The following is a 20,967-nucleotide window of genomic DNA, read 5'->3' as shown; positions in this document are numbered from 1 at the left end:
GCTGGCGAAGCGGTCGAGCCGGTAGGCGGCGGCGACGGGGTGTGGCTCGCCGGTCGCGATCAGATGCGCGAAGCAGAAGCCGGAGGCCGGCGTCGCCTTGAAGCCGCCATAGCACCAGCCGGCATTGAGATAGAGGCCCTCAACGGGTGCCATGTCGATGATCGGCGAGCCGTCCATCGACATGTCCATGATGCCGCCCCAGTGGCGCAGCATCCGCACCCGGCCGAGCCCGGGCCAAAGCCCCATCGCCGATTCCATCACATCCTCGATCACCGGCAGGTTCCCGCGCTGGGCGTAGGAGTTGTAGCCGTCGATATCGCCACCGAAGACGAGCCCGCCCTTGTCGGACTGGCTGACGTAGAAATGCCCGGCGCCGAAGGTGACGACGCCGTCGATCAGGGGTTTGAGCCCTTCCGAGACGAAGGCCTGCAGCACATGGCTTTCGATCGGCAGGCGCATCCCCGCCATCGCCGCGACGCGCGAGGAATTGCCGGCCACCGCCATGGCGATCTTCTTCGCCCGGATCGGCCCGCGCGAGGTCTCGACGCCGACCGCCCGGCCGCCCGCCATGGTAAAACCGGTGACCTCGCAATTCTGGATGAGGTCGACGCCGCGGCTGTCCGCCGCGCGGGCATAGCCCCAGGCGACGGCGTCATGGCGCGCCGTGCCGCCGCGCTTCTGCAGGAGCCCGCCCTGGATCGGGAAGCGGGCATTGTCATAGTCGAAGAAGGGCACCATCGCCCTCACCTGCTCGCGGTCGAGCAATTCGGCATCGACCCCGGCCAGCCGCATCGCATTGCCGCGCCGGGCGTAGGCATCCCGTTGCGCGTCGGAATGATAGAGGTTCAGCACGCCGCGCTGGCTGACCATGGCGTTGTAGTTCAGATCCTGCTCCAGCCCCTCCCAGAGCTGCATCGAAAGCTCGTAGAACGGGGTATTGCCGGGCAGCAGATAATTGGAGCGGATGATCGTGGTGTTGCGGCCGACATTGCCGGAGCCGAGATAGCCCTTCTCCAGTACCGCGACATTGGTGATGCCATGGCGGCTGGCGAGGTAATGCGCCGTCGCCAGACCATGGCCGCCGCCGCCGATGATGACGACGTCGTACTCCGCCTTCGGCGCCGGATCGCGCCAGACCGGCGTCCAGCCCTGATGGCCGCGCAGGGCCTGGCCGAGCAGTGAAAGGGCGGAATAGCGCATGAACGGATCCGGCTGATCTTGTCAGCCGCAGATTGACCGACTTAAGCTGACGCATATGCCCCCCAGCGACACCAATATTGCTCTAAGCGACAACCCTGTGCCGGCTCATATCGGCTTCCTGCTGATCCCGGATTTCGCGCTTCTGCCCTATGCCTCGGCGATCGAGCCCTTGCGCGCGGCCAACCGCCTCTCGGGTCGCGATCTCTATCGCTGGAGCCATATTTCGATCGATGGCGAGCCTGCGCAGGCCTCGAACGGCGTCGCCATCGCAGCCGATGCGGGGCTCGATGACGGCTTGAAGCTGGACTCTGTCCTCGTCTGCGCCGGCGGCAACCCCGCCCTCTTCATGCACCAACCGACCTTCGCCTGGCTGCGCCAGCAGGCGCGGCGCGGCGTCAGGGTCGGCGGCGTCTCAGGCGGCCCCTATCTGCTGGCTCGCGCCAACCTCCTCAAGGGCTACCGCTTCACGCTGCACTGGGAGCATGCACCGGCCTTCCTGGAAGAGTATCCGGATCTGGATCTGCGCCGCTCGCTCTACGAGATCGACCGGGAGCGGCTGACCTGCAGCGGCGGCACCGCCCCGCTGGACATGATGCATGCGCTGATCGCGCGCGACCATGGCAGCGAGCTGGCGCTGGCCGTCAGCGAATGGTTCCTCCAGACGCATGTGAGGGAGGGCGCCGGCCCGCAGCGCATGCCGCTGCGCGAGCGGCTCGGCATCGCCCATGCGCCGCTGCTGCGCGTCATTGGCCGGATGGAGCAGACGATCGAGAGCCCCGAGCCGCGCGAGGCGCTGGCAAGGCTCGCCAATGTCTCGCTGCGCCAGCTCGAGCGGCTGTTCCGCCAGCATCTCGGCCGCTCGCTCGGCGAGCATTATCTCAGGCTGCGGCTGGATCGCGCCCGCGACCTCCTGCGCCAGACCAGCCTCTCCGTGCTGGAGATCGCCCTGGCCTGCGGCTTCGCCAATGCCAGCCACTTCTCCCGCAGCTATCGCGAGCGCTTCGGCCACGCGCCGCGCGAGGAGCGGCGGCGCGGCTGAACCGCCTTATCCCGCGTAGTCTCGCAGCTTGTCGAAGAGCGGCCGGGGAATGGCGATGCCGTCCGTTGCCGTGCGCTGGCGTGCGCCTGCCCGCCGGTCCCCCGGCAGGCGCGCCCCGTCCTGCTCCAGAATGGCCCCGAAGAGCCGCTCCAGCCGCTCGGCCGCTTCCGGCCCCGCCAGCGCGCCGCCATCGATGGCGATGAAGAACTGGCCCGTGCGCGGCGAGCCGCCCTTGTTGTCGGCAAAGGAGGAAGCGTCGATGGAGAGATTGGCGCCCGTCAGCCAGGCGGCGAACAGCTCGACGATCAGCGCCAGCCCCGCCCCCTTGTAGCCGCCGGACGGCACCATGCTCCCCGCGAGCGCTGCAGCGGGATCGGTGGTCGGGTTGCCGTCCTTGTCGAGCGCCCAGCCGAGCGGGATCGGCTCGCCGCGCTGCTGGTGGACGACGATCTCGCTCTTGGCGACGACGCTGGAGGACTGGTCCAGCACGAGCGGATCATGTCCGGCTCGCGGCACCGCGAGCGCGATCGGATTGGTGCCGAAGACCGGCCTCTTGCCACCCATCGGCGCGATCGAGGCCGGGGCATTGACGAAGCCGAGCGCCATCAACCCCTCTTGGGCGATTCGCTCGACATGATAGCCGACGACGCCGCAATTATAGGAATTGGTCACGGCGAGCGCCGCAATGCCCTGCGAACGCGCCGCCTCCACCAGAGCCGGCAGGCCGAAATCGATCGCCGGATGGGCGAAGCCGCATTTGGCATCGACCCTGACGAGGCCCGGCCGCGGGCTGTCGAGCACCGGGCGGGCCTTGCCGTCGATCTTGCCGACCTTCGCATGCTCGCAATAGGTCGGCAGCCGGGCGAGGCCGTGACTGTGGATGCCCTCGGCCTCGGCGGCGACCACCGAAGCGGTGATCGCCGGTTCGTTGCGCGGATCGACCCCGCAGGCCAGCAGCGCCTCGCGCGTCAGGCTCTCCACCTGCGCGAGACTGAGCGCGACGGCATCGGCAGCGGAATGCGCGCTCATGCGGCGATCTCCTTCTCGTCCCGGCCATAGAGACTCGTTGCGGCCTGCGGCGTCACCAGCCCCTCGGCAAGATCGCGCGCGAGGCGCTGCGGGTCGCGGGCGCCCGGGTCGCCATAGCCGCCCCCGCCGGAGGTCTCGATGGTGACGATATCGCCGCGCTTCAGCGGGACGCCGGAAACCTTGGAACGGAGAGAGGCTTTCGACCCGTCCGGATGGGTGACGGTGGTGCGGCTGAGCGAGCCCTCCGCGCCGCCCTTGATGCCATAGGGCGCATGGCGGAAGCGCTCGAAATTGGTCGAGAGCGAGCCTTCGGCCGCATCGAGCCGCCATTCGCGCACGAGGCCGAGACCGCCGCGGAACTGCCCTGCCCCGCCCGAATCCGGGATCAGCCCGTATTTGGTGAAGGTCACCGGATATTTCGCCTCGACCATCTCGATCGGCGCATTGGTGTTGTTGTGCAGACCGCAGGACAGCGCGCTGGCGCCGTCGCCGCCGGCATGACCGCCCCAGCCCCCGACCTCGATGTCGAAATAGACCTGTCGCTTGCCCTTGGGGTTGGTGGTCTGCAGGGCGTAGACATAGGAGATCGCGTAATAGGCGGCCGGGATGCGCTGGGGCATGATGCCGGCCAGCGCGCCGAAGACGGCGGTGGCGATGCGGTGATTGACGACCATCCGACCCGCCACCGGCGCCGGGAACACCGCGTTGACGACGCTGCCCTCGGGCAAGGTGACGGTCACCGGCCGATAGCAGCCGGAATTGGCCGGGATATCGCCGCCCAGCGCCGCCAGCAGGGCGTAATACACCGCCGAGCAGGTCATCGCCGGAGTGTTGTTGACCGGGCCGCGCACCTGCGGGCTGGAGCCCGCGAAATCGAGCGCGATGGTGTCGCCGCTTTTGGTGATTTTCACCGAAAGCGTGATCGGATCGTCCGACTGGCCGTCATCATCGACGAGTTCGACGAAGGACGCCTCGCCATCCGCCAGCGCCTTCAGCGCGGCGCGCATCATCGCTTCCGACCCGTCGAGGATCGCCGCCATCGCCGCTTCCAGGGAGTCGGAGCCGTACTTGCGCGCCATGCGAGCCACCGCCCGCTCGCCGATGCCGAGCGCGGCGATCTGGGCGTTGAGGTCGCCGCGCGTCTCGTCCGGCTGGCGGACATTGTGCAGCAGCATCTCGAAGACGCCGCTGTTCAGCACGCCCTTGTCGACAAGGCGCAAGGGCGGGATGCGTATGCCCTCGTGGAAGACCTCCGTCGCTGCCGCATAATAGCTACCGGCCGCGCCGCCGCCGACATCGACATGGTGGCAGAGCGTGCCGACGATGGCGACGCGCTTGCCGTCGACGAAGACGGGGCGGAAGGTCTGGATATCCGGCAGGTGCTGCCCGCCGGAATAGGGATCGTTGGTGACGATGACGTCGCCGTCCTGCCACTGCTCCAGCGGGATGAAGCGGTCGAGGATGGTGCGCAGGCAGTCCGACATCGAATTGAGATGGACCGGGATGCGCGCCGACTGCGCGATGTTGTTGCCGTTCGCGTCGAAGACGGCGGTCGAGAAATCGAGGATCTCGCGCACCACGGTCGAGCGGCTTGTCCGCCAGATGGTGATGCTCATTTCCTCGGAGGCCGCGACGAGCGCGTTGCGGATCACTTCGAGGCGGATCGGGTCGATGCCCGGCTGACGATCGGTCATGGCGTGCCCCTCAATGGCGGCTGAGACGGTCGGCGACGAGCGCGCCGGAGGCATGGGTGAGAACCGACCAGCCGGCCGGCAGATAGATCGAGGTGTAGGGCTCCTCCACCACCGCCGGGCCGGCGACGGGCTCGGTCATGCCGATGAAGTCACGGTCGCGCACCGGCGTGGCGACGGGCCCGTGCCGGCCATGAACCGGGCGGCTGCGCTCCGCGGCTTCGGCGAGGGACGGTTCCGCGGCAGCCGCCATCGGCTTGGCGAGCCCGCCGACCGCTTTCAGCCGCAGCGCCACCATCTCCACCGGCACGGACGGTTCGTCATAGGAGAAGCGCTGGCGATGCAGGGCGTGGAAGGCCGCCGTCGCCGTCTCGACGCCCACGGCCGAGAAATCGGCGCCGGCGAGCGGCACGCGCAGATCGAAGGCCTGGCCGGCATAGCGCAGGTCCAGCGCCCATTCGAAGCGCTGCGCCGCCTCCGGAACCCCGTCCTCCGACAGCAGGGCGCGGGCATCGGCCACCAGCCGCTCGGCGGTGCGCGCGAGGCCCGGCGCCAGATCGCTCAGCAGCCCGATCTGCGTGGCGCTGAGATCATGCGCGATGTCCGACCAGAGGATGCCCCAGGCCGACAGCGTCGAGGCATGGGCCGGAAAGACCACGCGGCGAATGCCGAGTTCCTCCGCCACCTCGCAGGCATGGACGCCGCCGGCGCCACCGAACGAAAGCAGCGCGAAATCCTCCGGATCCATACCCTTCTCGAAGAGCGAGAGCCGCGTCGCGGTGGCGAGCGCCGAATTCGCGACGTCGATGACGCCCGCCGCCACCTGATCGATCGTGAGGCCGAGCCGCGTCGCGATCGGCTCCGCCGCCTTTCGCGCCGCCTCGCGGTCGAGCGGCATGGCCCCGCCCATGAAGCTCGCCCCGTCGAGCCGGCCGAGCAGGAGGTTGGCGTCTGTGACGGTGAACTGCGTGCCGCCCTTGCCGTAGCAGGCCGGGCCGGGATCGGCGCCGGCGGAATGGGGGCCGATGCGCAGGCGCCCCCCCTCGTCCACCCAGGCAATGGAGCCGCCGCCGGCCCCGATGGTGCGCATCTCGATCATCGGCAGGCGCACCGGCAGCCCGTCCACCTCGCCCTCATTGACCATCGCGACCTGCCCGTCATGGACGACCGAGACGTCGAAGGAGGTGCCGCCCATATCGACCGCGACGAGATTGGGCTCGTCCAGCGTCGCCGAGAGGCGCTTTGCGGCCGCCGCCCCCCCGCTGGGGCCCGACAGCAGCAGGCGCGCCGGTTCGCGCCCGGCCTTGGCGAGGCCTGCGACACCGCCATTGGACTGCACGAGGTAGACTTGTGCCTCCGGCAGTTCCTCCTTGAGCCGCCCGGCCAGCCGGTCGGTATAGCGCTGGACGATCGGGACCAGCATGGCGTTGAGCGCCGTGGTCGACATCCGCTCATATTCGCGGATCTCGGGCGAGATGTCGGAGGCCAGCGTCACCGCCACGCCCGGAAGCGCCTGCGCCAGAATCTCCCCGATGCGGCGCTCATGGGCCGGATTGGCATAGGCATGGAGCAGGCAGACGGCGACCGACTTCACCCCGGCCTCGGCGATCTGGGCCGCCACCCGGCGCACACCCGCCTCGTCCAGCGGCACCGTCACCTCGCCGGCCGCGTTCACCCGCTCGGTGACGCCGAAGCAGAGCCGGCGCGCCACCAGCGGATCGGGCTGGGCGAGCGTGATCGCATAGACATCGGTGCGGCCATGCCGGCCGATCTGCATCACGTCTTCGAAGCCGGCGGTGGTGATCACAGCGCCGAGCGGCAGCTTGCGTTCGAGCACGGCATTGGTCGCGATGGTCGTGCCGTGCAGGAGGTATTGCACTGCCTCCATCGGAAAGCCGAAGCGCTCGGAGGCCTGGCGGATGCCGGTGAGCAGTCCGACCGAGGGGTCCGACGGCGTGCTCGGTGTCTTGATCTGGTGGATCGCGCCGGTCTGCGCATCGAGAATCTCGATGTCGGTGAAGGTGCCGCCGATATCGACGGCGATGCGGATGTCGGGTTCCACGGGCAAGGCTCCGGTGTTCCCGCTCGCACGCGGCGAGCGGGTCGGGTAAGTTTAAAGGGCGGTATCGGTCTTCGGCTAGCGCGCCTTCGGCGCGCCGGAACGGGTGTGGACGGCGGTCATTTGACGAAGGTCTTGGCGAGGCCGGAGGACCGGTCCACGACCAGAACGACGAGAAGGGTGAGGACGACGAGCAGCACGGAGAGCGCCGCGACGAGCGGGTCCGCCTGCTGCTCGACATGGTGATACATCGCGACCGGCAGCGTCTGGATGCGCGGCCCGGTCATGAAGAGCGAGAGCACGACCTCGTCGAAGGAGACGAGGAAGCACAGCGCCGTGGTGCCGATCAGGCCCGATTTCATCATCGGCAGGGTGATGCGGCGAAACACCGTCAGCGGCGAGGCGCCGAGCGTCGCCGCCGCCTCCTCCACCGCCAGCGGCAGCGTCGCCAGCGAGGTCGCCAGGACGCGCAGGGCATAGGGCAGCGTCACCACGAGATGCGCGGCGACGAGGCCCGGAAAGGTCGCCAGCAGGCCGAAGCGGGCGAAGACGATCAGGATGGCGAGGCCGAGCACGATCGTCGGCAGCAAGAGCGGCGCGGTGAAGAGGCTCGACATCACCTCCGCCCCGCGCGGCTGCAGCCGCACCAGGCACCAGGCTGCGGGCAGCGCGATCAGCAGGCTGAGCGCGGTGACCACGCAGGCCAGCACGATGCTGGTCCAGAACGCGGCGGTCATCTTCCCGTCGGCGAAGATCGCCGGATACCATTTCAGGCTCCAGCTCGTCGGCGGGAAGGTCATGTAGGCGTCGCCGGAAAAGGAGATCGGCACGACGACGATCAGCGGCGCCAGCAAAAAGACGAACATCGCCAGCGCGAGCAGCTTCAGGGTGAGGGAGACGGGACGTTCATCCATGGCGGGCCTCCCTCACAGGATCGCGCGCAAAGCGCGGGTGTAGAGCACGAGCGCGCCGCCGAAGACGCCGAGCACGATCAGGGACAGCGTCGCGGCCAGCGGCCAGTTCAGCGTCACGATCGCCTGATCGTAGATTTCCGTCGCCAGCAGGAAGACGCGCCCGCCGCCGAGCAGCTTCGGCGTGATGAAGGAGGAAACCGCCAGCACGAAGCAGAGCAGGCAGCCGAGCGCGATGCCCGGCAGCGTCAGCGGCAGGATGATGCGGCGGAACACGGTGAAGGGCGCAGCGCCCAGCGTCGAGGCCGCCTCCTCCACGCGCGGATCGAGCCGGCCGAATCCGGCCAGCAGCGCCAGGATCATATAGGGCATCAGGATCTCTGTGAGGCCGATGACGACGCCGATCTGGTTGAACATCAGCCGCACGCGGCCGAGCCCGAGCGACGCGAGCGCGTTGTTGATCAGGCCGCTGTCGGAGAGGATCGCGATCCAGCCATAGGTCCGCACCACCGCCGAAGTCAGCAGCGGCGAGATCACCAGCACCAGCAGGATCGTCTTCCAGGTGCCGCTGGAGCGGTGGAGATAGAGCGCGATCGGATAGGAGCAGAGCAGCGTGAGAAGGGTGATGCCGAGGCTCACCGTGATGCTGCTGACCAAAAGCTCGCCATAGAAGCTGTCGGTGATCATCTTCGCCCAGGTGGCGAGGGTGTAGACCTCTCGCATCGACCCGGTCGGCTCGACCTCGTAGAACGACATGCGCGCGAGGTTCAGCACCGGCAGCAGGAAGCCTGCGGCATTGACCAGCGCGATCGGCGCCAGCAGCGCGACGGCGAGGCCGAAGCCGCTGCCTGGCTTGCCGGGCGCGGCCATGGTCGCGGCGGCGCTCATGCGGCCGCTCCATAGACGAACACGTCCTGCGGGCGCCAGGACAGGGTGACCGGTGTGCCGGGCTCCAGCACGGTCTCGCCGCCGCGCGTCGCCATCTCGACGGAGACCATCTGTCCGCCGACATCGACGTCGTACTGAAGGATGTCGCCGGAGAAGATCGCACGGGCGACGGTGCCGGCGACGCCCTCCCCGCCCGAGGCGGCGAGCGCGACGCGGTGCGGCCTGATCATCAGCTCGACGGGGCCGTTGAGCCCGATCGCCGGCACCTTCTGGCCGGCGAACTCGGCGGCGCCATCCCTGGCGGTGGCCTTCAGCCGGTTTGTGCGGCCGACGAAGCTGGCGACGAAGGCCGTCGCCGGGCGTTCATAGAGATCGACCGGCGTGCCGAGCTGCTCCAGCCGGCCCTGGTTCATCACCACCACCTTGTCGCACATGGTCAGGGCCTCGCCCTGGTCATGGGTGACGAAGATCGCGGTGATGCCGAGGCGCTGCTGGATGTCGCGGATCTCGTTGCGCATCTCGTCGCGCAGCTTGGCGTCGAGATTGGAGAGCGGCTCGTCGAGCAGCAGGATCGAGGGGCGGATCACCAGCGCGCGGGCCAGCGCCACGCGCTGCTGCTGGCCCCCCGAGAGCTGGGCAGGCCGGTGCTCCTCCTTGCCGGTGAGGTGAACCAGCGCGATCGCCTCCTTCACCCGCCGGGCGATCTCGTCCTTCGGCACATTGCGCATCTCGAGGCCGAAGGCGATGTTCTTCGCGATGCTCATATGCGGAAACAGGGCATAGCTCTGGAAGACCAGGCCCATGTCGCGGCGATGGGTCTCGACGGTGGTGAGGTCCTGCCCGCCGACGACGATCCGGCCGGATGTCGCCGGCACGAGGCCGGCGATCATCCTGAGCGAGGTCGTCTTGCCGCAGCCCGAAGGGCCGAGAAAGGCGACGAGTTCGCCCTTCGGCACGTCGAGATCGAGCCCGTCGACGGCGGTGAAGCCGGCATAGCGCTTCGTCAGCCCGCGAATGGAGAGGAAGCCCTGCTCGGCCATCGTTCTGCTCCTGCTTTCGGTCGACCGGATCAGCGGCTCAGCGGGATCACCTTGCGGCGCCACTGTTCCATGATCGGCTCGCGCACCTTGGCGAGAGCGATCCAGTCCACCGGGATGACCTTGTCCATCGATTTCACCGCCGTGCGGGCGATGGCGGCCTCGGAGATCTGCGCCTTCGCATTGGTCGGGGCGTAGAACATGCTCTCGGTGAAGGCCTTCTGGGCTTCCGGCGAGAGGGCGTAGTCGATGAACTTGGCGCCGGCATCCTTGCCCGGGCCGTTGGCGACATAGTTGATCGTGTTGATCTGGAAGACGCTGCCCTCCTTCGGCAGCACGGCCTTGAGCTTTCCACCGGAGGCGTCGGCATTGACCTGGGCGCGGGCGTTCCAGCCGGCGCCGATCACGGCCTGGCCGGAGATGATGACGGGGTAGACTTCCGGCTTCGGCTCCCAGGTCTGGACGTTGGGTGCGATCTCGCCCATCCCGGCGATGCCGGCATCGACGTTCTTGAGGTAGTCGGTGCCGCCGCGCGCCTTGTCGAGGATCAGGACCAGCGACAGGCCCTGGATGTCGGGCATGCCGGGGATCGCGACCTTGCCCTTGAACTCGGGCTTGGCCATGTCGAGCCAGCTGGTCGGCGCGGTCGGCACCTGCTCGCCATTGTAGAGCATCACGAGGTTGTCGAAGGTGACCGCGACGCCGTCCGCATCCGCGATGCGGGCGTTCGGATAGAGATCGGCAACGTTCTTCGAGACCTTCTCGTCGATCTTTGTCAGCAGCTTCTCGTCGGTCGCGGCCTTGGAGACCGAGACGTCCATGATCACGACGTCGACCTGCGGCGCCGCCTTCTGGGCGCGGAGCGTGCCGAGCATCTGGGCCGAGTTCGGCATCGGGAAATATTCGATCTTGATGCCCGGATTGGCCTTCATGAACGGTTCGACGACCGCCTTGGTGTAGCGTTCCTGGAACAGGCCCGAATAGGCCATGACCGTCACGGTCTGCTGCTGGGCGAGGGCCTGCGTCGAGACGCCGGCCAGAAGCAGGGCGGACAGGGTAAGTGTAGTCGAAAGCTTCATGCGTTGATCCCCTCTGTTATGGTTGTGCGGGCCCGTTCCGGCACCCGCCATGGTCGAAGCATGTGAGATGGCGGGCCGCGTTCAGGCCTTGGCCAGCTTGTCCTCCACGAATTTTGTGGCGCCGGAGATGTCCGGCAGCTTTTCGCCCTTGCGCAGGCGTTCCAGCAGCACGAGCTCGTTCTGCTGCATCTCGATCGCGCGGCGGGCGTAGGCCTCTGCCGTGGCGGCCTTCAACACGACGACGCCGCTCTCGTCGCAGAGCACGGCGTCGCCGGGCTCGATCGTCTGCCCGCCGACGCTGACCGGCACGTTGATCGCGCCCTCGGTGCCGAGGATCTTGGTGGTGATCGGCGAAGGGCCGCGGCACCACATCGGCATGTCGGTCCTGACGATCTCGGAGAAGTCGGTGGCCGGCCCGTCGATGACGCCGGCAGCGACGCCGGCATTCTTCATCGCATGGGTGACGACGCCGCCCCAGCAGGCATGCTTGTCGTCGCCGCAGCGGTCGATCACCACCACGTCGCCCGGCCGGACCATTTTGGTCAGGTAGTGCAACGCGGTGGAATCAGCATGCGGGATGCGGATCGTCACAGCAGTGCCGGCGACGCGCTTGGTCGGCAGAACGGCGCGGATCTCGCGATCGACGAAGCCGGAATGGAGAACATGGCCAATCGTGGCCACCTCGCACTGCTCGAGCAGGGAGACGAGGTCGCCGGAGATCTGGGCCGGCATCGGGTTGACGATGAACATGAGGGTTTCTTCCGATCAGGCGATGACGTGATGATTGGCGACCGGCACCGCCGCGCGGACCTTGGCGGTATAATCGAAGTCGAGCCTGCCGCTGGTGGTGCCGATGCCGTCCGAGGCCTGGGCGGTGACATGGCCCCAGGGGTTGATCACCATGGAGTGGCCGTAGCAGGCGTTCTTGCCCTGGGCGTGGGTGCCGGTCTGGCCGGTGGCGAGGAACCAGGTCTGCGTCTCGCAGGCGCGGGCCCGGGCGAGCAGCTCCCAATGATCCTTGCCGGTCATCAGCGTGAAGGCCGCGGGCAGGACGATGACGTCGGCCCCGGCGTCGCGCAGCTTGCGGAAGAGCTCCGGGAAGCGGATGTCGTAGCAGATGGCGCAGCCGACGGTCCTGTCGCCGACCTGATAGGTCACGACATCCTTGCCGCGCGAGACCATGTTGGATTCGCGATAGCTGACGCCGCCGGGCGCATCGACGTCGAACAGGTGGATCTTGCGGTAGCGGGCGAGCTCCTTGCCGTCCGGCCCGAAGACGACGGTGGTGTTGAAATAATCGTCGCCGTCGCGCTCGCAGACGCTGCCGGCATGGATGGTGACGCCATGCTTCTCGGCGAGGCCCGACATCAGGCGATAGCTCTCGCCATTGGGGAAGGTCTCGGCGCTCTCGCGCATCGCGGCCGGGCTGCCGTCCAGGAACGCATAATACTCCGGCAGAACGATGAGATCCGGCTGGTCTTCCGCGACGACCTTCTCGACCATGGCGCGCGCCGTCTTCAAATTCGCGGCCTTGTCGTCCTGCGAATTGATCTGGATGAGCGAAACCTTCACCGATCGTCTCCCTGCTCCGGCCCGCGCTTCGGATGATCGTGCTGCGGGTGCGTCGATCCTCAGCAGAACAAACCCCGACAGAGCCGGCAAACGCGAAATTCTTGTCCGGCTCGACAAGAATTGCTTATGACGAGGAATTGGTCAGACGCTGCTCGCTCGCAAGGCAAACGAGCGCAGACAAGCCACTGATGCTATGCGGTTTTTAGCGATATCGCCTTGGCCCAGAGCTGCGCTGCCGCCTCAGCGGGCAATCGTCGCTGCGGCGATCTCGGCGGCCATATCGGCGATCAGCGCCGGCAGCGTGTTGCCGGGGTCGTCATTGTAGACGGCGTGGAAATGCAGGGCAGGCAGCTGGGCATCGACATCGAGCACCCGCATCTCGCCATTATCGAGAAATTCCTGGACCACGACCTGGGGCAGGACCGCCACGCCGACCCCGTCGCGTACGAGGCGGGTGATCGTCGCCAGCGAGTTGGAATTGAACACCCGCACAGTGTCCGGATCGAGCCCCGCCACCTCGATGGCGCGCAACACGGAGTGATGGGGTTGGGAGCCCTTGGAATAGGCGAAGATCGGATAATCGGAGAGGTCTGCGATGGCGAGCCTCCCCTGCGGCAAGGCGAGCCGCGACGAACCGATCCACAGGCAATCGAAGACGCACAGCTCGATATTGCGGATATGCGGCGCCACGACCGGCCCCATGATGAGGCCGAGATCGATCTGCCCCTCCTGGATCTGCCGGGCTAGGTTCAGGCTGGTATCGACATTAAGGTCGATCGCGACATTCGGATAGCTCTGCTTCACCCTCTCGATCAGGCGCGGAAGCCAGGCATAGACGATCGAATCGATCGCGCCGATCATCACCGTGCCGCGCATCTGGCCGGCATCGGCGATGGAGCGCTCCAGCTCGGCGACCTGCCGCATGATCGCCTCGGCCTGCGGCAGGGCGCGCTGGCCATGCGCCGTCAGGCTCACGGTGCGCAGATCGCGCTCGAACAGACGCACACCCAGCTCGCGTTCCAGCGTCGCGATGCGGTTGGAGACGGCGGCCTGCGTGGTGCAGAGCTTCTCGGCCGCGAGCGAGAAATTGCGCAGCCGGGCGACCCAGACGAAGGTCTCGAGAAATTTCAGGTTCAAGCGGAAACGGCCTCAGACGCGGTCAGGCGACCAAATCGCGCGCAGGCTAGACCATCGGCCACCGAAGTGGAAACCGCTGCGCCCGTCCGTGGCCTTCCCGCGCCGCCCTCGGATCCCCCTCAGGCGGGCTCGGCGGTCGCGACCCTGCTCAGCCGCACGGGCAGCGACTTGTAGGAGGGCGTGCCGCTCTTGCGGTCGTGATAGGCCAGTGGAAACAGCAGGTTCGCCTCCGGGAAATAGGCCGCGATCGAACCCTTTGCGATGTCATGGGCGATGGCGGTGAGTTCGAGGCGGCGATGCTCCTCTCCCGGCAGCGCCGTCGCGATCTCGACCCGATCGCCATGGGCCCACTGCCGCGCGGCGAGATCCTCCGCGTTCATGAACAGAACGTCCCGCCGCCCGAACACACCGCGATAGCGGTCGTCGAGCCCATAGATCGTGGTGTTGTACTGGTCGTGACTGCGCAGGGTCGTCAGCCTCAGCACATCCGCGCCTGCGATGGACGGATCCTCCGACAGCCCCTCGAAGGGCAGGAACTCGGCCTTGCCGGATTTCGTCTTCCAGACGCGCTCGGTCGGCGCCAGCGGCAGGCGAAAGCCGCCCGGCTGGCGAATGCGGGCATTGTAGTCGCGGAAGTCAGGATAGACCGCCTCGATCTTGTCGCGGATCAGGTCGTAATCGGCGACGAGCCCGTGCCAATCGACCTTGCTGGCCGGCAGCGTCGCGCTGGCGATTCCGGCGATGACAGCCGGCTCCGAGCGCAACTCCTCCGAGGCCGGCTGCAGGCGCCCGCGCGAGGCATGCACCATCGACATCGAATCCTCGACCGTCACCGCCTGCGGCCCGCTCGCCTGCACGTCGCGCTCGGTGCGCCCGAGCACGGGCAGGATGATCGAATCCCTGCCGATGAGAAGCTGGGAGCGGTTGAGCTTGGTGGTGAGATGGACAGCGAGGTCCAGCTTGCGCATGGCGGCGAAGCACAGATCGCTGTCGGAGAGCGCCACGGCCAGATTGCCGCCCAGCGAGATCAGCACCTTGGCCTTGCCGGCGGCCATCGCCTCCATCGCGGCGATGGAGTCATGGCCATGACGCGGCGGAGGCCGGAACCCGAACACCGCCTCGACGCGATCGAACATCGCATCGTTCGGCTTTTCGGTGATGCCGACCGTGCGGTTGCCCTGCACGTTGGAATGGCCGCGCAGCGGGCAGATGCCCGCACCGGGCTTTCCGAAATTGCCGCGCAGCAGCAGCAGCGCCGCGATCTGTTGGACGTTCTGCGTGCCCTTGCCATGCTGGGTGATACCCATGCCATAGGTCACGATCGCCGCCTTGGAGCGGGCATAGGCGGCCGCGACGCTCCCCAGAGCCTCGCGTGAGAGGCCACAGGCCGCCTCGATGGCGGGCCAGGGCGTGGCCCGCAGATCGCCGGCGAAAGCCTCGAAGCCATGGGTATGCGCGGCGATGAAATCGCGGTCCAGCACCGCTTCGCCAGTGTCCTCGCGCTCGATCAGCGCCTTCATGATGCCCTTCAGCGCCGCCGCATCGCCGCCGACCCTGACCTGATGATAGGTCGAGGCGATCGGCGTGGAACCCATGCTCAGCATCTCGACCGGGTTCTGCGGATCGGCGAAGCGCTCCAGCGCCCGCTCCTTCAGCGGGTTGAACACGATGATCGGCACACCGCGCCTCGCGCATTCGTGCAGGGTGCCCATCATGCGCGGATGATTGGTGCCCGGGTTGTGCCCCATCGAGATGATGAGGTCGCAGGCGTCGAAATCCTCCAGCGAGACGGTGCCCTTGCCGATGCCGATCACCTCCGGCAGGCCGACGCTGGTCGCCTCGTGGCACATGTTCGAGCAGTCGGGGAAATTGTTGGTGCCGTATTCCCGCGCGAAGATGTTGAAAAGGAAGGCGGCCTCGTTGGAGGCGCGGCCCGAGGTGTAGAACTCCGCCATATCGGGATCCGGCAGAGCGCGCAGCGCCTCGCCGATCTTCGCAAAAGCCTCGTCCCAGCCGATCGGGCGGTAATGGTCGCTCTCGCGGTCATAGATCATGGGATGGGTGACGCGGCCGTGGTTCTCGAGCTGATGATCGGTCTGGCTCAGCAGCTCGGTCACGCTGTGCGCGGCGAAGAACGCGGGCGTCACGCGCTTGCTGGTCGCCTCCCAGGTCACCGCCTTGGCGCCGTTTTCGCAAAACTCGAAGGTCGAGGAGTGCTTCTTGTCCGGCCAGGCGCAGCCGGGGCAGTCGAAGCCATCGGGCTTGTTCGTCTTCAGCAGAAGGGCCGAGCCTTCGGCGACCCGCATCTGTTCCGCCAGCGCCTTGGCCGTCGCGCGCAGCGCACCCCAACCGCCGGCCGGCGCGTCATAGGGTTCGATGCCGGGGACGTCGCGCTCAGCCATGGGTCTTCTCCAGTTCCCGGCCGCATGGACGCGAAACGGGCCATGCTGAAAACCCTCGCCGAACAAAAACGTTCATTTCGCGACGATCGGCGGCTCCCTCACAGCAGGTCGGCGCCGAAATTCCGGGCTGGATCCATCTCGGCGACGAGGCGCCCGGTGGGCTCGGCCGCCCAACCACCCGTCCGCGCCAGCCATTTGCCGTTGCCGGGGGCGCCCTTCAGCGCGCCTCCCGCGACCACCTCCTGCCCGCGCACCAGCACCGTTTCCGGCCAGCCCGTGACGGAGCGCCCGGCGAAGGGCGTGAAGCCCGTCTGGTCATGCATCATCGCATCCGTCAGCGTGACCTCGCGCGCCGGGTCCCAGATCGCGATATCGGCGTCGTAGCCCGGCAGCAACGCGCCCTTGCCGGGCAGGTTGTAGATCTGCGCCGGCGCCGTCGCGGTCAACGCGACGAAAGCCTCCAGCCCGCGACCAGCGAATTCGGGCCGTCCCTTCGACACCATGGCGTCGAAGAGCAGCGGCAGCCGCGTCTCCAGCCCCGGCAGCCCGTTGGCGATCTGCTTGAAAGTCGGGTTCGGCCCGGCCGAGAGCTTGCCGGTCTCGTCGAAGCGATAGGGCGCATGGTCGGAGGAGACGGTCTGGAGGTCTCCCAGCGCCAGCCCCTGCCAGAGCGCCTCCTGATCGTCGCTGTCGCGCGGGGGCGGCGAGCACATCCATTTCGCGCCCTCCAGCCCCGGCTTGTCGAGATCCTCTTTCGTCATGAAGAGGTATTGGGGGCAGGTCTCGGCGAAGATCTTGAGCCCTCGCCCGCGCGCCTCGCGCACGGCCTTCACCCCCTCGCGGGTCGAGACGTGGAAGATCATCACCGGCTGGTCGAGCAGTTCGGAGGCCGCGATCAGCCGGTTGAACGCCTCGGCCTCCGAGACGCGCGGATGGCTCACGCCGTGATATTTCGGCGCGACATAACCCTTCTCGACGAGCCGGCGAGCCATCCAGGCGATCATCCCGTGGTTCTCGGCATGGACACAGACCAAAGCCCCGTTCTCCCGCGCGGTCAGCAGGAGGTCGAGCAGCGGCTCGTCGTCGACCTTGATCAGGTCATAGGTCATGAAGACCTTGATCGAGGCGTGGCCCTCGGCGATCAGCGCCGGCAGATCGGTCTGGATCGTCTTGGCATCGGGATTGGCGACGATGAGATGGAAGGCATAGTCGATCATCGCGCCGCGCCGGGCGAGCGCCGCGTAATCATCGACGACCTTGCGCAGATCGAGTCCGCGATGCTGGGCGGCGAAGGAGATCAGCGTCGTCGTGCCGCCGAAGGCCGCCGAGGCCGTCGCGCTTTCGAAGCTGTCCGCGTTGAGCAGCCCGCCGGCCGAGACCTGCTCGACATGGGCATGGGTATCGACCCCGCCCGGCAGCACCAGCTTGCCGGTGGCGTCGATCTCGCGCGCGGCCGGCCCGAGGCCCAGACCGAGCGCGGCGATCTTGCCGTCCTTCACCGCCAGATCGGCCCTGAAGCTGCCGGTCGCGCTGCCGATGGTGCCGCCGCGGATGATGAGGTCGTAAGGGGTGGTCATCTTGATCCGTCCTTATCAGCCGGTGACCAGCAGGGTGCCGAGCGCCATCGCCACGGCGGCTTGGGTCGGGTCGATCACGGGTACGCCCAGCGCCTGTTCGAGCGGCGCGCGGTGGCGGGCCATGCCGGCGCAGCCCATCACGATCACCCCTGCCCCGTCCAGATCGCGCAGTTCCCGCCCCTTCTCGATCATGCGCGCGAGCGTGCCCTCGCCGGAGGCGCTTTCGGCCACCGACATCTCCAGCGCCCGCTCGCCGGCGAGCCGGTCCATCAGCCCCATCTGTCGCAGATAGCGGATATGGCGCGGGATGGAGCGCGACTTGATGGCGATGACGCCGAAGCGATCCGCCCGCGCCAGCGCCGTCAGCACGCCGCATTCGGCGATGCCGAAGACGGGCTTCGTGGTTCCCTCGCGGCAGACATGCAGGCCGGGGTCGGAATAGCAGGCGATGACGAAGGCATCCGCCTCGGCCGCCTCGACGCGCCGTCGCAGCGGCAGCGCGACCGCCTCGACATGCTCCTGCGTCTCGACTCCGAAGGGGCCTTCGGCCAGCGTCTCGCAGTCGATCTGCGGCCCACCGGGCCGCGCGAAAACCGCCAGCGCCTGCCGCAGCCCCTCCGTCACGGTCTCGTTCGAGTTGGGATTGATCACGAGGATGCGGCTCATGGGCGTTTCTCAGGGCGGCGCCCCTGATTCCGGGGCATCTCGTTCAGCGATGGCGGCTCACGCCTCGGGCGGCGGCACCGCGCCGGTGCGGCTGGTGATCAGGCCGTAATGCTCGATGCGGCGGTGACGGGCGAAGTCGAAGATGGTCGATTTGCCGAAGGCCGTCTCGTCGAGATCGCAGGCATGCACCAGCAATTCGTCGCCCTCGGTCTTCGCCTCGGCGACGATCTCGCCATTGGGATCGACGATGAGCGAGCCGCCGATCATGTGATGCCCGTCCTCGTCCCCGGCCTTAGCCACCGCGACCACCCAGGTCGCGTTCTGATAGGCGCCGGCCTGGACGCTGAGGCGGTTATGGAACAGGCGCTTCTCCGGCCCCTCCGCGCCGCGCTGCGAGTTCACGGATGGCGTATTATAGCCGATCAGCACCATCTCGACGCCCTGAAGGCCCATCACGCGATAGGTCTCGGGCCAGCGGCGGTCGTTGCAGATCGCCATGCCGAGCACGCCGCCCAGCGTCCGCCAGACCGGGAAGCCGAGATCGCCGGGCTCGAAATAGCGCTTCTCCAGATGCTGATGGGTGCGCTCGGGGTCGTATTCGACATGGCCGGGCAGATGCACCTTGCGGTATTTGCCGACGATCGCGCCGGTCTTGTCGGTCAGGATGCTGGTGTTGAAATGATGCCCGTCCGGCGTCTTCTCAGCATAGCCGAAGGAAATGGCGATTCCGTGCTCGCGCGCCCGGTCGAACAGCGCCTGCGTCGCCGGCCCGGGCATCTCCTCGTCGAACCAGCCATCCGCCTCGGCCCGATCCTCGTGATACCAGCGCGGGAAGAAGGTGGTGAGGGCCAGCTCGGGGAAGACGACGAGATCGGCACCCTTCTCCTTCGCCTCGTCGAGCAGAGCGATCATGCGGGCGATGACGGCTTCGCGGCTGTCGGCCTTCTGGATCGGGCCCATCTGGGCGGCGGCAACGGTGAGCATGCGCATGGCGCGTCCTTTTCGGTGAATCGCCGCTTAGCGGGCGGCGGCGTGTTCGAGGCGGCTGACGAGCCTGACCGCGGGCCAGAGCAGCGCGAAATAGATCAGCGCGGCCAGCACGATGGGCGAGGCGTTGAAGGTGAGCGAGCGGGCCATGTCGGCCGAGTAGAGCATCTCCTGCAGCGAAACGACGCTGGCGAGCGAGGTGAGCTTCACCACCTCCACCGTGTTGGAAACGAGGTCGGGCAGCACGTTGCGCAGGCCCTGCGGCAGGATCACCCAGGTGAAGGCCTGGTCGGCCCGCAGCCCGGTCGAGCGCGCCGCCTCCCACTGCCCGTGAGGGACGTTCTCGATGCCGGCCCGGATGATCTCGCCGTAATAGGCGGCGTTGTTGAGGAAGAAGGCGATGACGACCGCGGTCAGCGGCGAGATCCTGAGGCCCAGGAAGGGCAGCCCCGAATAGACGAGGATCAGCACCACCAGCGGCGGCAGAGCGCGCATCAGATCGACCAGCAGGGTCACCGACACGCGCAGCGCCCGCAGGCCGGAGCGGCTGGCGAGCGCCACCAGAACACCGCCGGCAAGCCCCATCGGAATGACAAGCAGGCAGATCAGCAGCGTCGTTTTCAGGCCCTGGAGCACGAGCGGCAGCGCCTTGCCCATGATCTCCCAGTTGAAGAATTGCTGGAGCAGCACCTCCATTACTGGCGCCTCCAGGCGAAGCGGCTCTCGATCCAGCGACCGGCGGCGATCACCGGGATGAAGAGCAGGAGATAGGCGAAGGCGCCCATCAGCAGCGGCGTGGCATTGCCGGAGAAGGACACTGCCGTCGTCGCCTGATTGATGATCTCCGGCACGCCGATCACCGTGCCGAGCGCGGTGTTCTTGGTGATGGCGATGGTGCGGTTGGTCAGCGGCGCGACGGCCAGCCGCAGCGCCTGCGGCAGGACCACATACAGAAGCGTCTGGTTCTCGGTGAGGCCGGTGGAGCGGGCCGCCTCGCGCTGGCCGCGCTTGACCGCGATCAGACCGGCCCAGACGATCTCCTCGGCGAAGGCCGCCAGCACCAATGACAGCACGAGCCAGAGCACGGCGAAGCTCGGCATTTCGATGCCGACATTCGGCAGGCCGAAGAAGATCAGCAGCACGAGGACCAGTGGCGGCACGGCCCGGAAGAGATCGACAAACAGCATCAGCGGCCAGCCGAGCCAGCGCCCCGCCCGCCAGCGCAGGAGCGCGAGCGCAAGGCCCAGAGCCAGCCCCGTCACCACCACGAGCGCGGCGATCTGGATCGTCACCAGAAGCCCGCTCAGAATCGCGGGCCAGGTGGCGGCGATCAGCCTGGCGTTGAGGAAACTGTCGAGAAAGCGATCCATCGCGGCTACCGCGCGACGTCCGAGACGAAGGCGCGGGTGCGCTCATGGCGCGGCGCGCCGAAGATCTGCTCCGGCGGGCCCTGCTCGACGATGACGCCGCCATCCATGAACACGACCCGGTCCGCCGCTTCGCGGGCGAAGCGCATCTCGTGGCTGACGACGAGCATGGTCATGCCGGCCTCGCGCATGTCCCGCATCGCCTGCAACACCGAGCCGACGAGTTCGGGGTCGAGCGCGGAGGTCGGCTCGTCGAACAGCATCAGCCCGGGCTCCAGCGCCGAGGCGCGGGCGATGGCGACGCGCTGCTGCTGGCCGCCCGATAA

At 67.6% G+C, this 20,967-nt stretch carries 19 protein-coding genes; 1 reads left to right on the top strand and 18 read right to left on the bottom strand.

What is annotated here, in order from left to right:
* A partial coding sequence (locus ACOJTB_RS15090) for a sarcosine oxidase subunit beta family protein (protein WP_420103348.1) occupies window positions 1-1,200 on the bottom strand: 1,200 nt, incomplete at its 3' end.
* A gap of 55 nt (window positions 1,201-1,255) precedes the next feature.
* Between ACOJTB_RS15090 and ACOJTB_RS15085 the strand changes: the two genes are divergently transcribed.
* Window positions 1,256-2,239, top strand: a complete 984-nt coding sequence (locus ACOJTB_RS15085) for a GlxA family transcriptional regulator (protein WP_420103347.1) — start codon at window positions 1,256-1,258, stop codon at window positions 2,237-2,239.
* Window positions 2,240-2,245: 6 nt separating this feature from the next.
* Here ACOJTB_RS15085 and ACOJTB_RS15080 read toward each other — a convergent pair whose 3' ends face one another.
* The 17 genes from ACOJTB_RS15080 to ACOJTB_RS15000 form a co-directional block, all read right to left on the bottom strand.
* On the bottom strand, window positions 2,246-3,268 hold the full coding sequence (locus ACOJTB_RS15080; RefSeq protein ID WP_420103346.1) for an Ldh family oxidoreductase: 1,023 nt from the start codon (window positions 3,266-3,268) through the stop codon (window positions 2,246-2,248).
* A complete protein-coding gene (locus ACOJTB_RS15075) occupies window positions 3,265-4,962 on the bottom strand; it encodes a hydantoinase B/oxoprolinase family protein (protein ID WP_420103345.1) in 1,698 nt (565 codons plus the stop codon). The genes ACOJTB_RS15080 and ACOJTB_RS15075 overlap by 4 nt, the downstream gene beginning before the upstream one ends.
* A gap of 10 nt (window positions 4,963-4,972) precedes the next feature.
* The gene (locus ACOJTB_RS15070) at window positions 4,973-7,021 is read right to left on the bottom strand and encodes a hydantoinase/oxoprolinase family protein (RefSeq protein ID WP_420103344.1); all 2,049 of its coding nucleotides are present in this window, start codon (window positions 7,019-7,021) and stop codon (window positions 4,973-4,975) included.
* A 116-nt stretch (window positions 7,022-7,137) separates the two neighbouring features.
* Entirely contained in the window at window positions 7,138-7,932 is a 795-nt protein-coding gene (locus ACOJTB_RS15065; protein ID WP_420103343.1) for an ABC transporter permease, read from the bottom strand.
* A 12-nt stretch (window positions 7,933-7,944) separates the two neighbouring features.
* The gene (locus ACOJTB_RS15060) at window positions 7,945-8,817 is read right to left on the bottom strand and encodes an ABC transporter permease (protein ID WP_420103342.1); all 873 of its coding nucleotides are present in this window, start codon (window positions 8,815-8,817) and stop codon (window positions 7,945-7,947) included.
* Window positions 8,814-9,857: an ABC transporter ATP-binding protein gene (locus ACOJTB_RS15055; RefSeq protein WP_420103341.1), complete on the bottom strand. Its 1,044-nt coding sequence runs from the start codon at window positions 9,855-9,857 to the stop codon at window positions 8,814-8,816. Before ACOJTB_RS15055 ends, ACOJTB_RS15060 begins: the two co-directional genes overlap by 4 nt.
* Window positions 9,858-9,886: 29 nt before the next feature.
* Window positions 9,887-10,933 (bottom strand): ABC transporter substrate-binding protein, encoded by a 1,047-nt coding sequence (locus ACOJTB_RS15050; RefSeq protein WP_420103340.1) that lies wholly within the window; start codon window positions 10,931-10,933, stop codon window positions 9,887-9,889.
* 81 nt (window positions 10,934-11,014) lie between these two features.
* Window positions 11,015-11,683 carry an RraA family protein gene (locus ACOJTB_RS15045; RefSeq protein WP_420103339.1) on the bottom strand — a complete coding sequence of 223 codons (669 nt, stop codon included), beginning with the start codon at window positions 11,681-11,683 and terminating at the stop codon, window positions 11,015-11,017.
* A gap of 15 nt (window positions 11,684-11,698) precedes the next feature.
* On the bottom strand, window positions 11,699-12,505 hold the full coding sequence (locus tag ACOJTB_RS15040) for a carbon-nitrogen hydrolase family protein (RefSeq protein WP_420103338.1): 807 nt from the start codon (window positions 12,503-12,505) through the stop codon (window positions 11,699-11,701).
* 240 nt (window positions 12,506-12,745) lie between these two features.
* Window positions 12,746-13,642, bottom strand: a complete 897-nt coding sequence (locus ACOJTB_RS15035) for a LysR family transcriptional regulator (protein ID WP_420103337.1) — start codon at window positions 13,640-13,642, stop codon at window positions 12,746-12,748.
* A gap of 119 nt (window positions 13,643-13,761) precedes the next feature.
* Window positions 13,762-16,044 (bottom strand): FdhF/YdeP family oxidoreductase, encoded by a 2,283-nt coding sequence (locus tag ACOJTB_RS15030; protein WP_420103336.1) that lies wholly within the window; start codon window positions 16,042-16,044, stop codon window positions 13,762-13,764.
* A gap of 98 nt (window positions 16,045-16,142) precedes the next feature.
* Complete coding sequence (hydA, locus tag ACOJTB_RS15025; RefSeq protein WP_420103335.1) at window positions 16,143-17,621, bottom strand: dihydropyrimidinase; 1,479 nt, start codon at window positions 17,619-17,621, stop codon at window positions 16,143-16,145.
* Window positions 17,622-17,636: 15 nt separating this feature from the next.
* Window positions 17,637-18,287, bottom strand: a complete 651-nt coding sequence (locus ACOJTB_RS15020) for an aspartate/glutamate racemase family protein (protein WP_420103334.1) — start codon at window positions 18,285-18,287, stop codon at window positions 17,637-17,639.
* A gap of 57 nt (window positions 18,288-18,344) precedes the next feature.
* The gene (locus ACOJTB_RS15015; RefSeq protein WP_420103333.1) at window positions 18,345-19,277 is read right to left on the bottom strand and encodes an N-carbamoyl-D-amino-acid hydrolase; all 933 of its coding nucleotides are present in this window, start codon (window positions 19,275-19,277) and stop codon (window positions 18,345-18,347) included.
* A gap of 27 nt (window positions 19,278-19,304) precedes the next feature.
* Window positions 19,305-19,970 (bottom strand): amino acid ABC transporter permease, encoded by a 666-nt coding sequence (locus ACOJTB_RS15010; RefSeq protein ID WP_420103332.1) that lies wholly within the window; start codon window positions 19,968-19,970, stop codon window positions 19,305-19,307.
* Complete coding sequence (locus ACOJTB_RS15005; protein WP_420103331.1) at window positions 19,970-20,644, bottom strand: amino acid ABC transporter permease; 675 nt, start codon at window positions 20,642-20,644, stop codon at window positions 19,970-19,972. Before ACOJTB_RS15005 ends, ACOJTB_RS15010 begins: the two co-directional genes overlap by 1 nt.
* A 5-nt stretch (window positions 20,645-20,649) precedes the next feature.
* On the bottom strand, window positions 20,650-20,967 hold a 318-nt coding region (locus ACOJTB_RS15000; protein WP_420103330.1), incomplete at its 5' end, for an ATP-binding cassette domain-containing protein.

Origin of the sequence: Allobosea sp., from assembly GCF_048595345.1 — a bacterium.
Lineage (GTDB): Bacteria > Pseudomonadota > Alphaproteobacteria > Rhizobiales > Beijerinckiaceae > Allobosea.
The sequence above is the reverse complement of the archived record's forward strand: the minus strand, read 5'-3'. Positions and strand labels throughout refer to the sequence as shown.

Excerpts from the sequence above, each read along its gene's own strand:
- ACOJTB_RS15045 (WP_420103339.1), bottom strand. The coding sequence starts at position 11,683 with ATGTTCATCGTCAACCCGATGCCGGCCCAGATCTCCGGCGACCTCGTC.
- ACOJTB_RS15015 (WP_420103333.1), bottom strand. The coding sequence starts at position 19,277 with ATGCGCATGCTCACCGTTGCCGCCGCCCAGATGGGCCCGATCCAGAAG.
- ACOJTB_RS15055 (WP_420103341.1), bottom strand. The coding sequence starts at position 9,857 with ATGGCCGAGCAGGGCTTCCTCTCCATTCGCGGGCTGACGAAGCGCTAT.
- ACOJTB_RS15010 (WP_420103332.1), bottom strand. The coding sequence starts at position 19,970 with ATGGAGGTGCTGCTCCAGCAATTCTTCAACTGGGAGATCATGGGCAAG.
- ACOJTB_RS15085 (WP_420103347.1), top strand. The coding sequence starts at position 1,256 with ATGCCCCCCAGCGACACCAATATTGCTCTAAGCGACAACCCTGTGCCG.
- hydA (WP_420103335.1), bottom strand. The coding sequence starts at position 17,621 with ATGACCACCCCTTACGACCTCATCATCCGCGGCGGCACCATCGGCAGC.
- ACOJTB_RS15075 (WP_420103345.1), bottom strand. The coding sequence starts at position 4,962 with ATGACCGATCGTCAGCCGGGCATCGACCCGATCCGCCTCGAAGTGATC.
- ACOJTB_RS15080 (WP_420103346.1), bottom strand. The coding sequence starts at position 3,268 with ATGAGCGCGCATTCCGCTGCCGATGCCGTCGCGCTCAGTCTCGCGCAG.
- ACOJTB_RS15060 (WP_420103342.1), bottom strand. The coding sequence starts at position 8,817 with ATGAGCGCCGCCGCGACCATGGCCGCGCCCGGCAAGCCAGGCAGCGGC.
- ACOJTB_RS15050 (WP_420103340.1), bottom strand. The coding sequence starts at position 10,933 with ATGAAGCTTTCGACTACACTTACCCTGTCCGCCCTGCTTCTGGCCGGC.
- ACOJTB_RS15030 (WP_420103336.1), bottom strand. The coding sequence starts at position 16,044 with ATGGCTGAGCGCGACGTCCCCGGCATCGAACCCTATGACGCGCCGGCC.
- ACOJTB_RS15065 (WP_420103343.1), bottom strand. The coding sequence starts at position 7,932 with ATGGATGAACGTCCCGTCTCCCTCACCCTGAAGCTGCTCGCGCTGGCG.
- ACOJTB_RS15020 (WP_420103334.1), bottom strand. The coding sequence starts at position 18,287 with ATGAGCCGCATCCTCGTGATCAATCCCAACTCGAACGAGACCGTGACG.
- ACOJTB_RS15005 (WP_420103331.1), bottom strand. The coding sequence starts at position 20,644 with ATGGATCGCTTTCTCGACAGTTTCCTCAACGCCAGGCTGATCGCCGCC.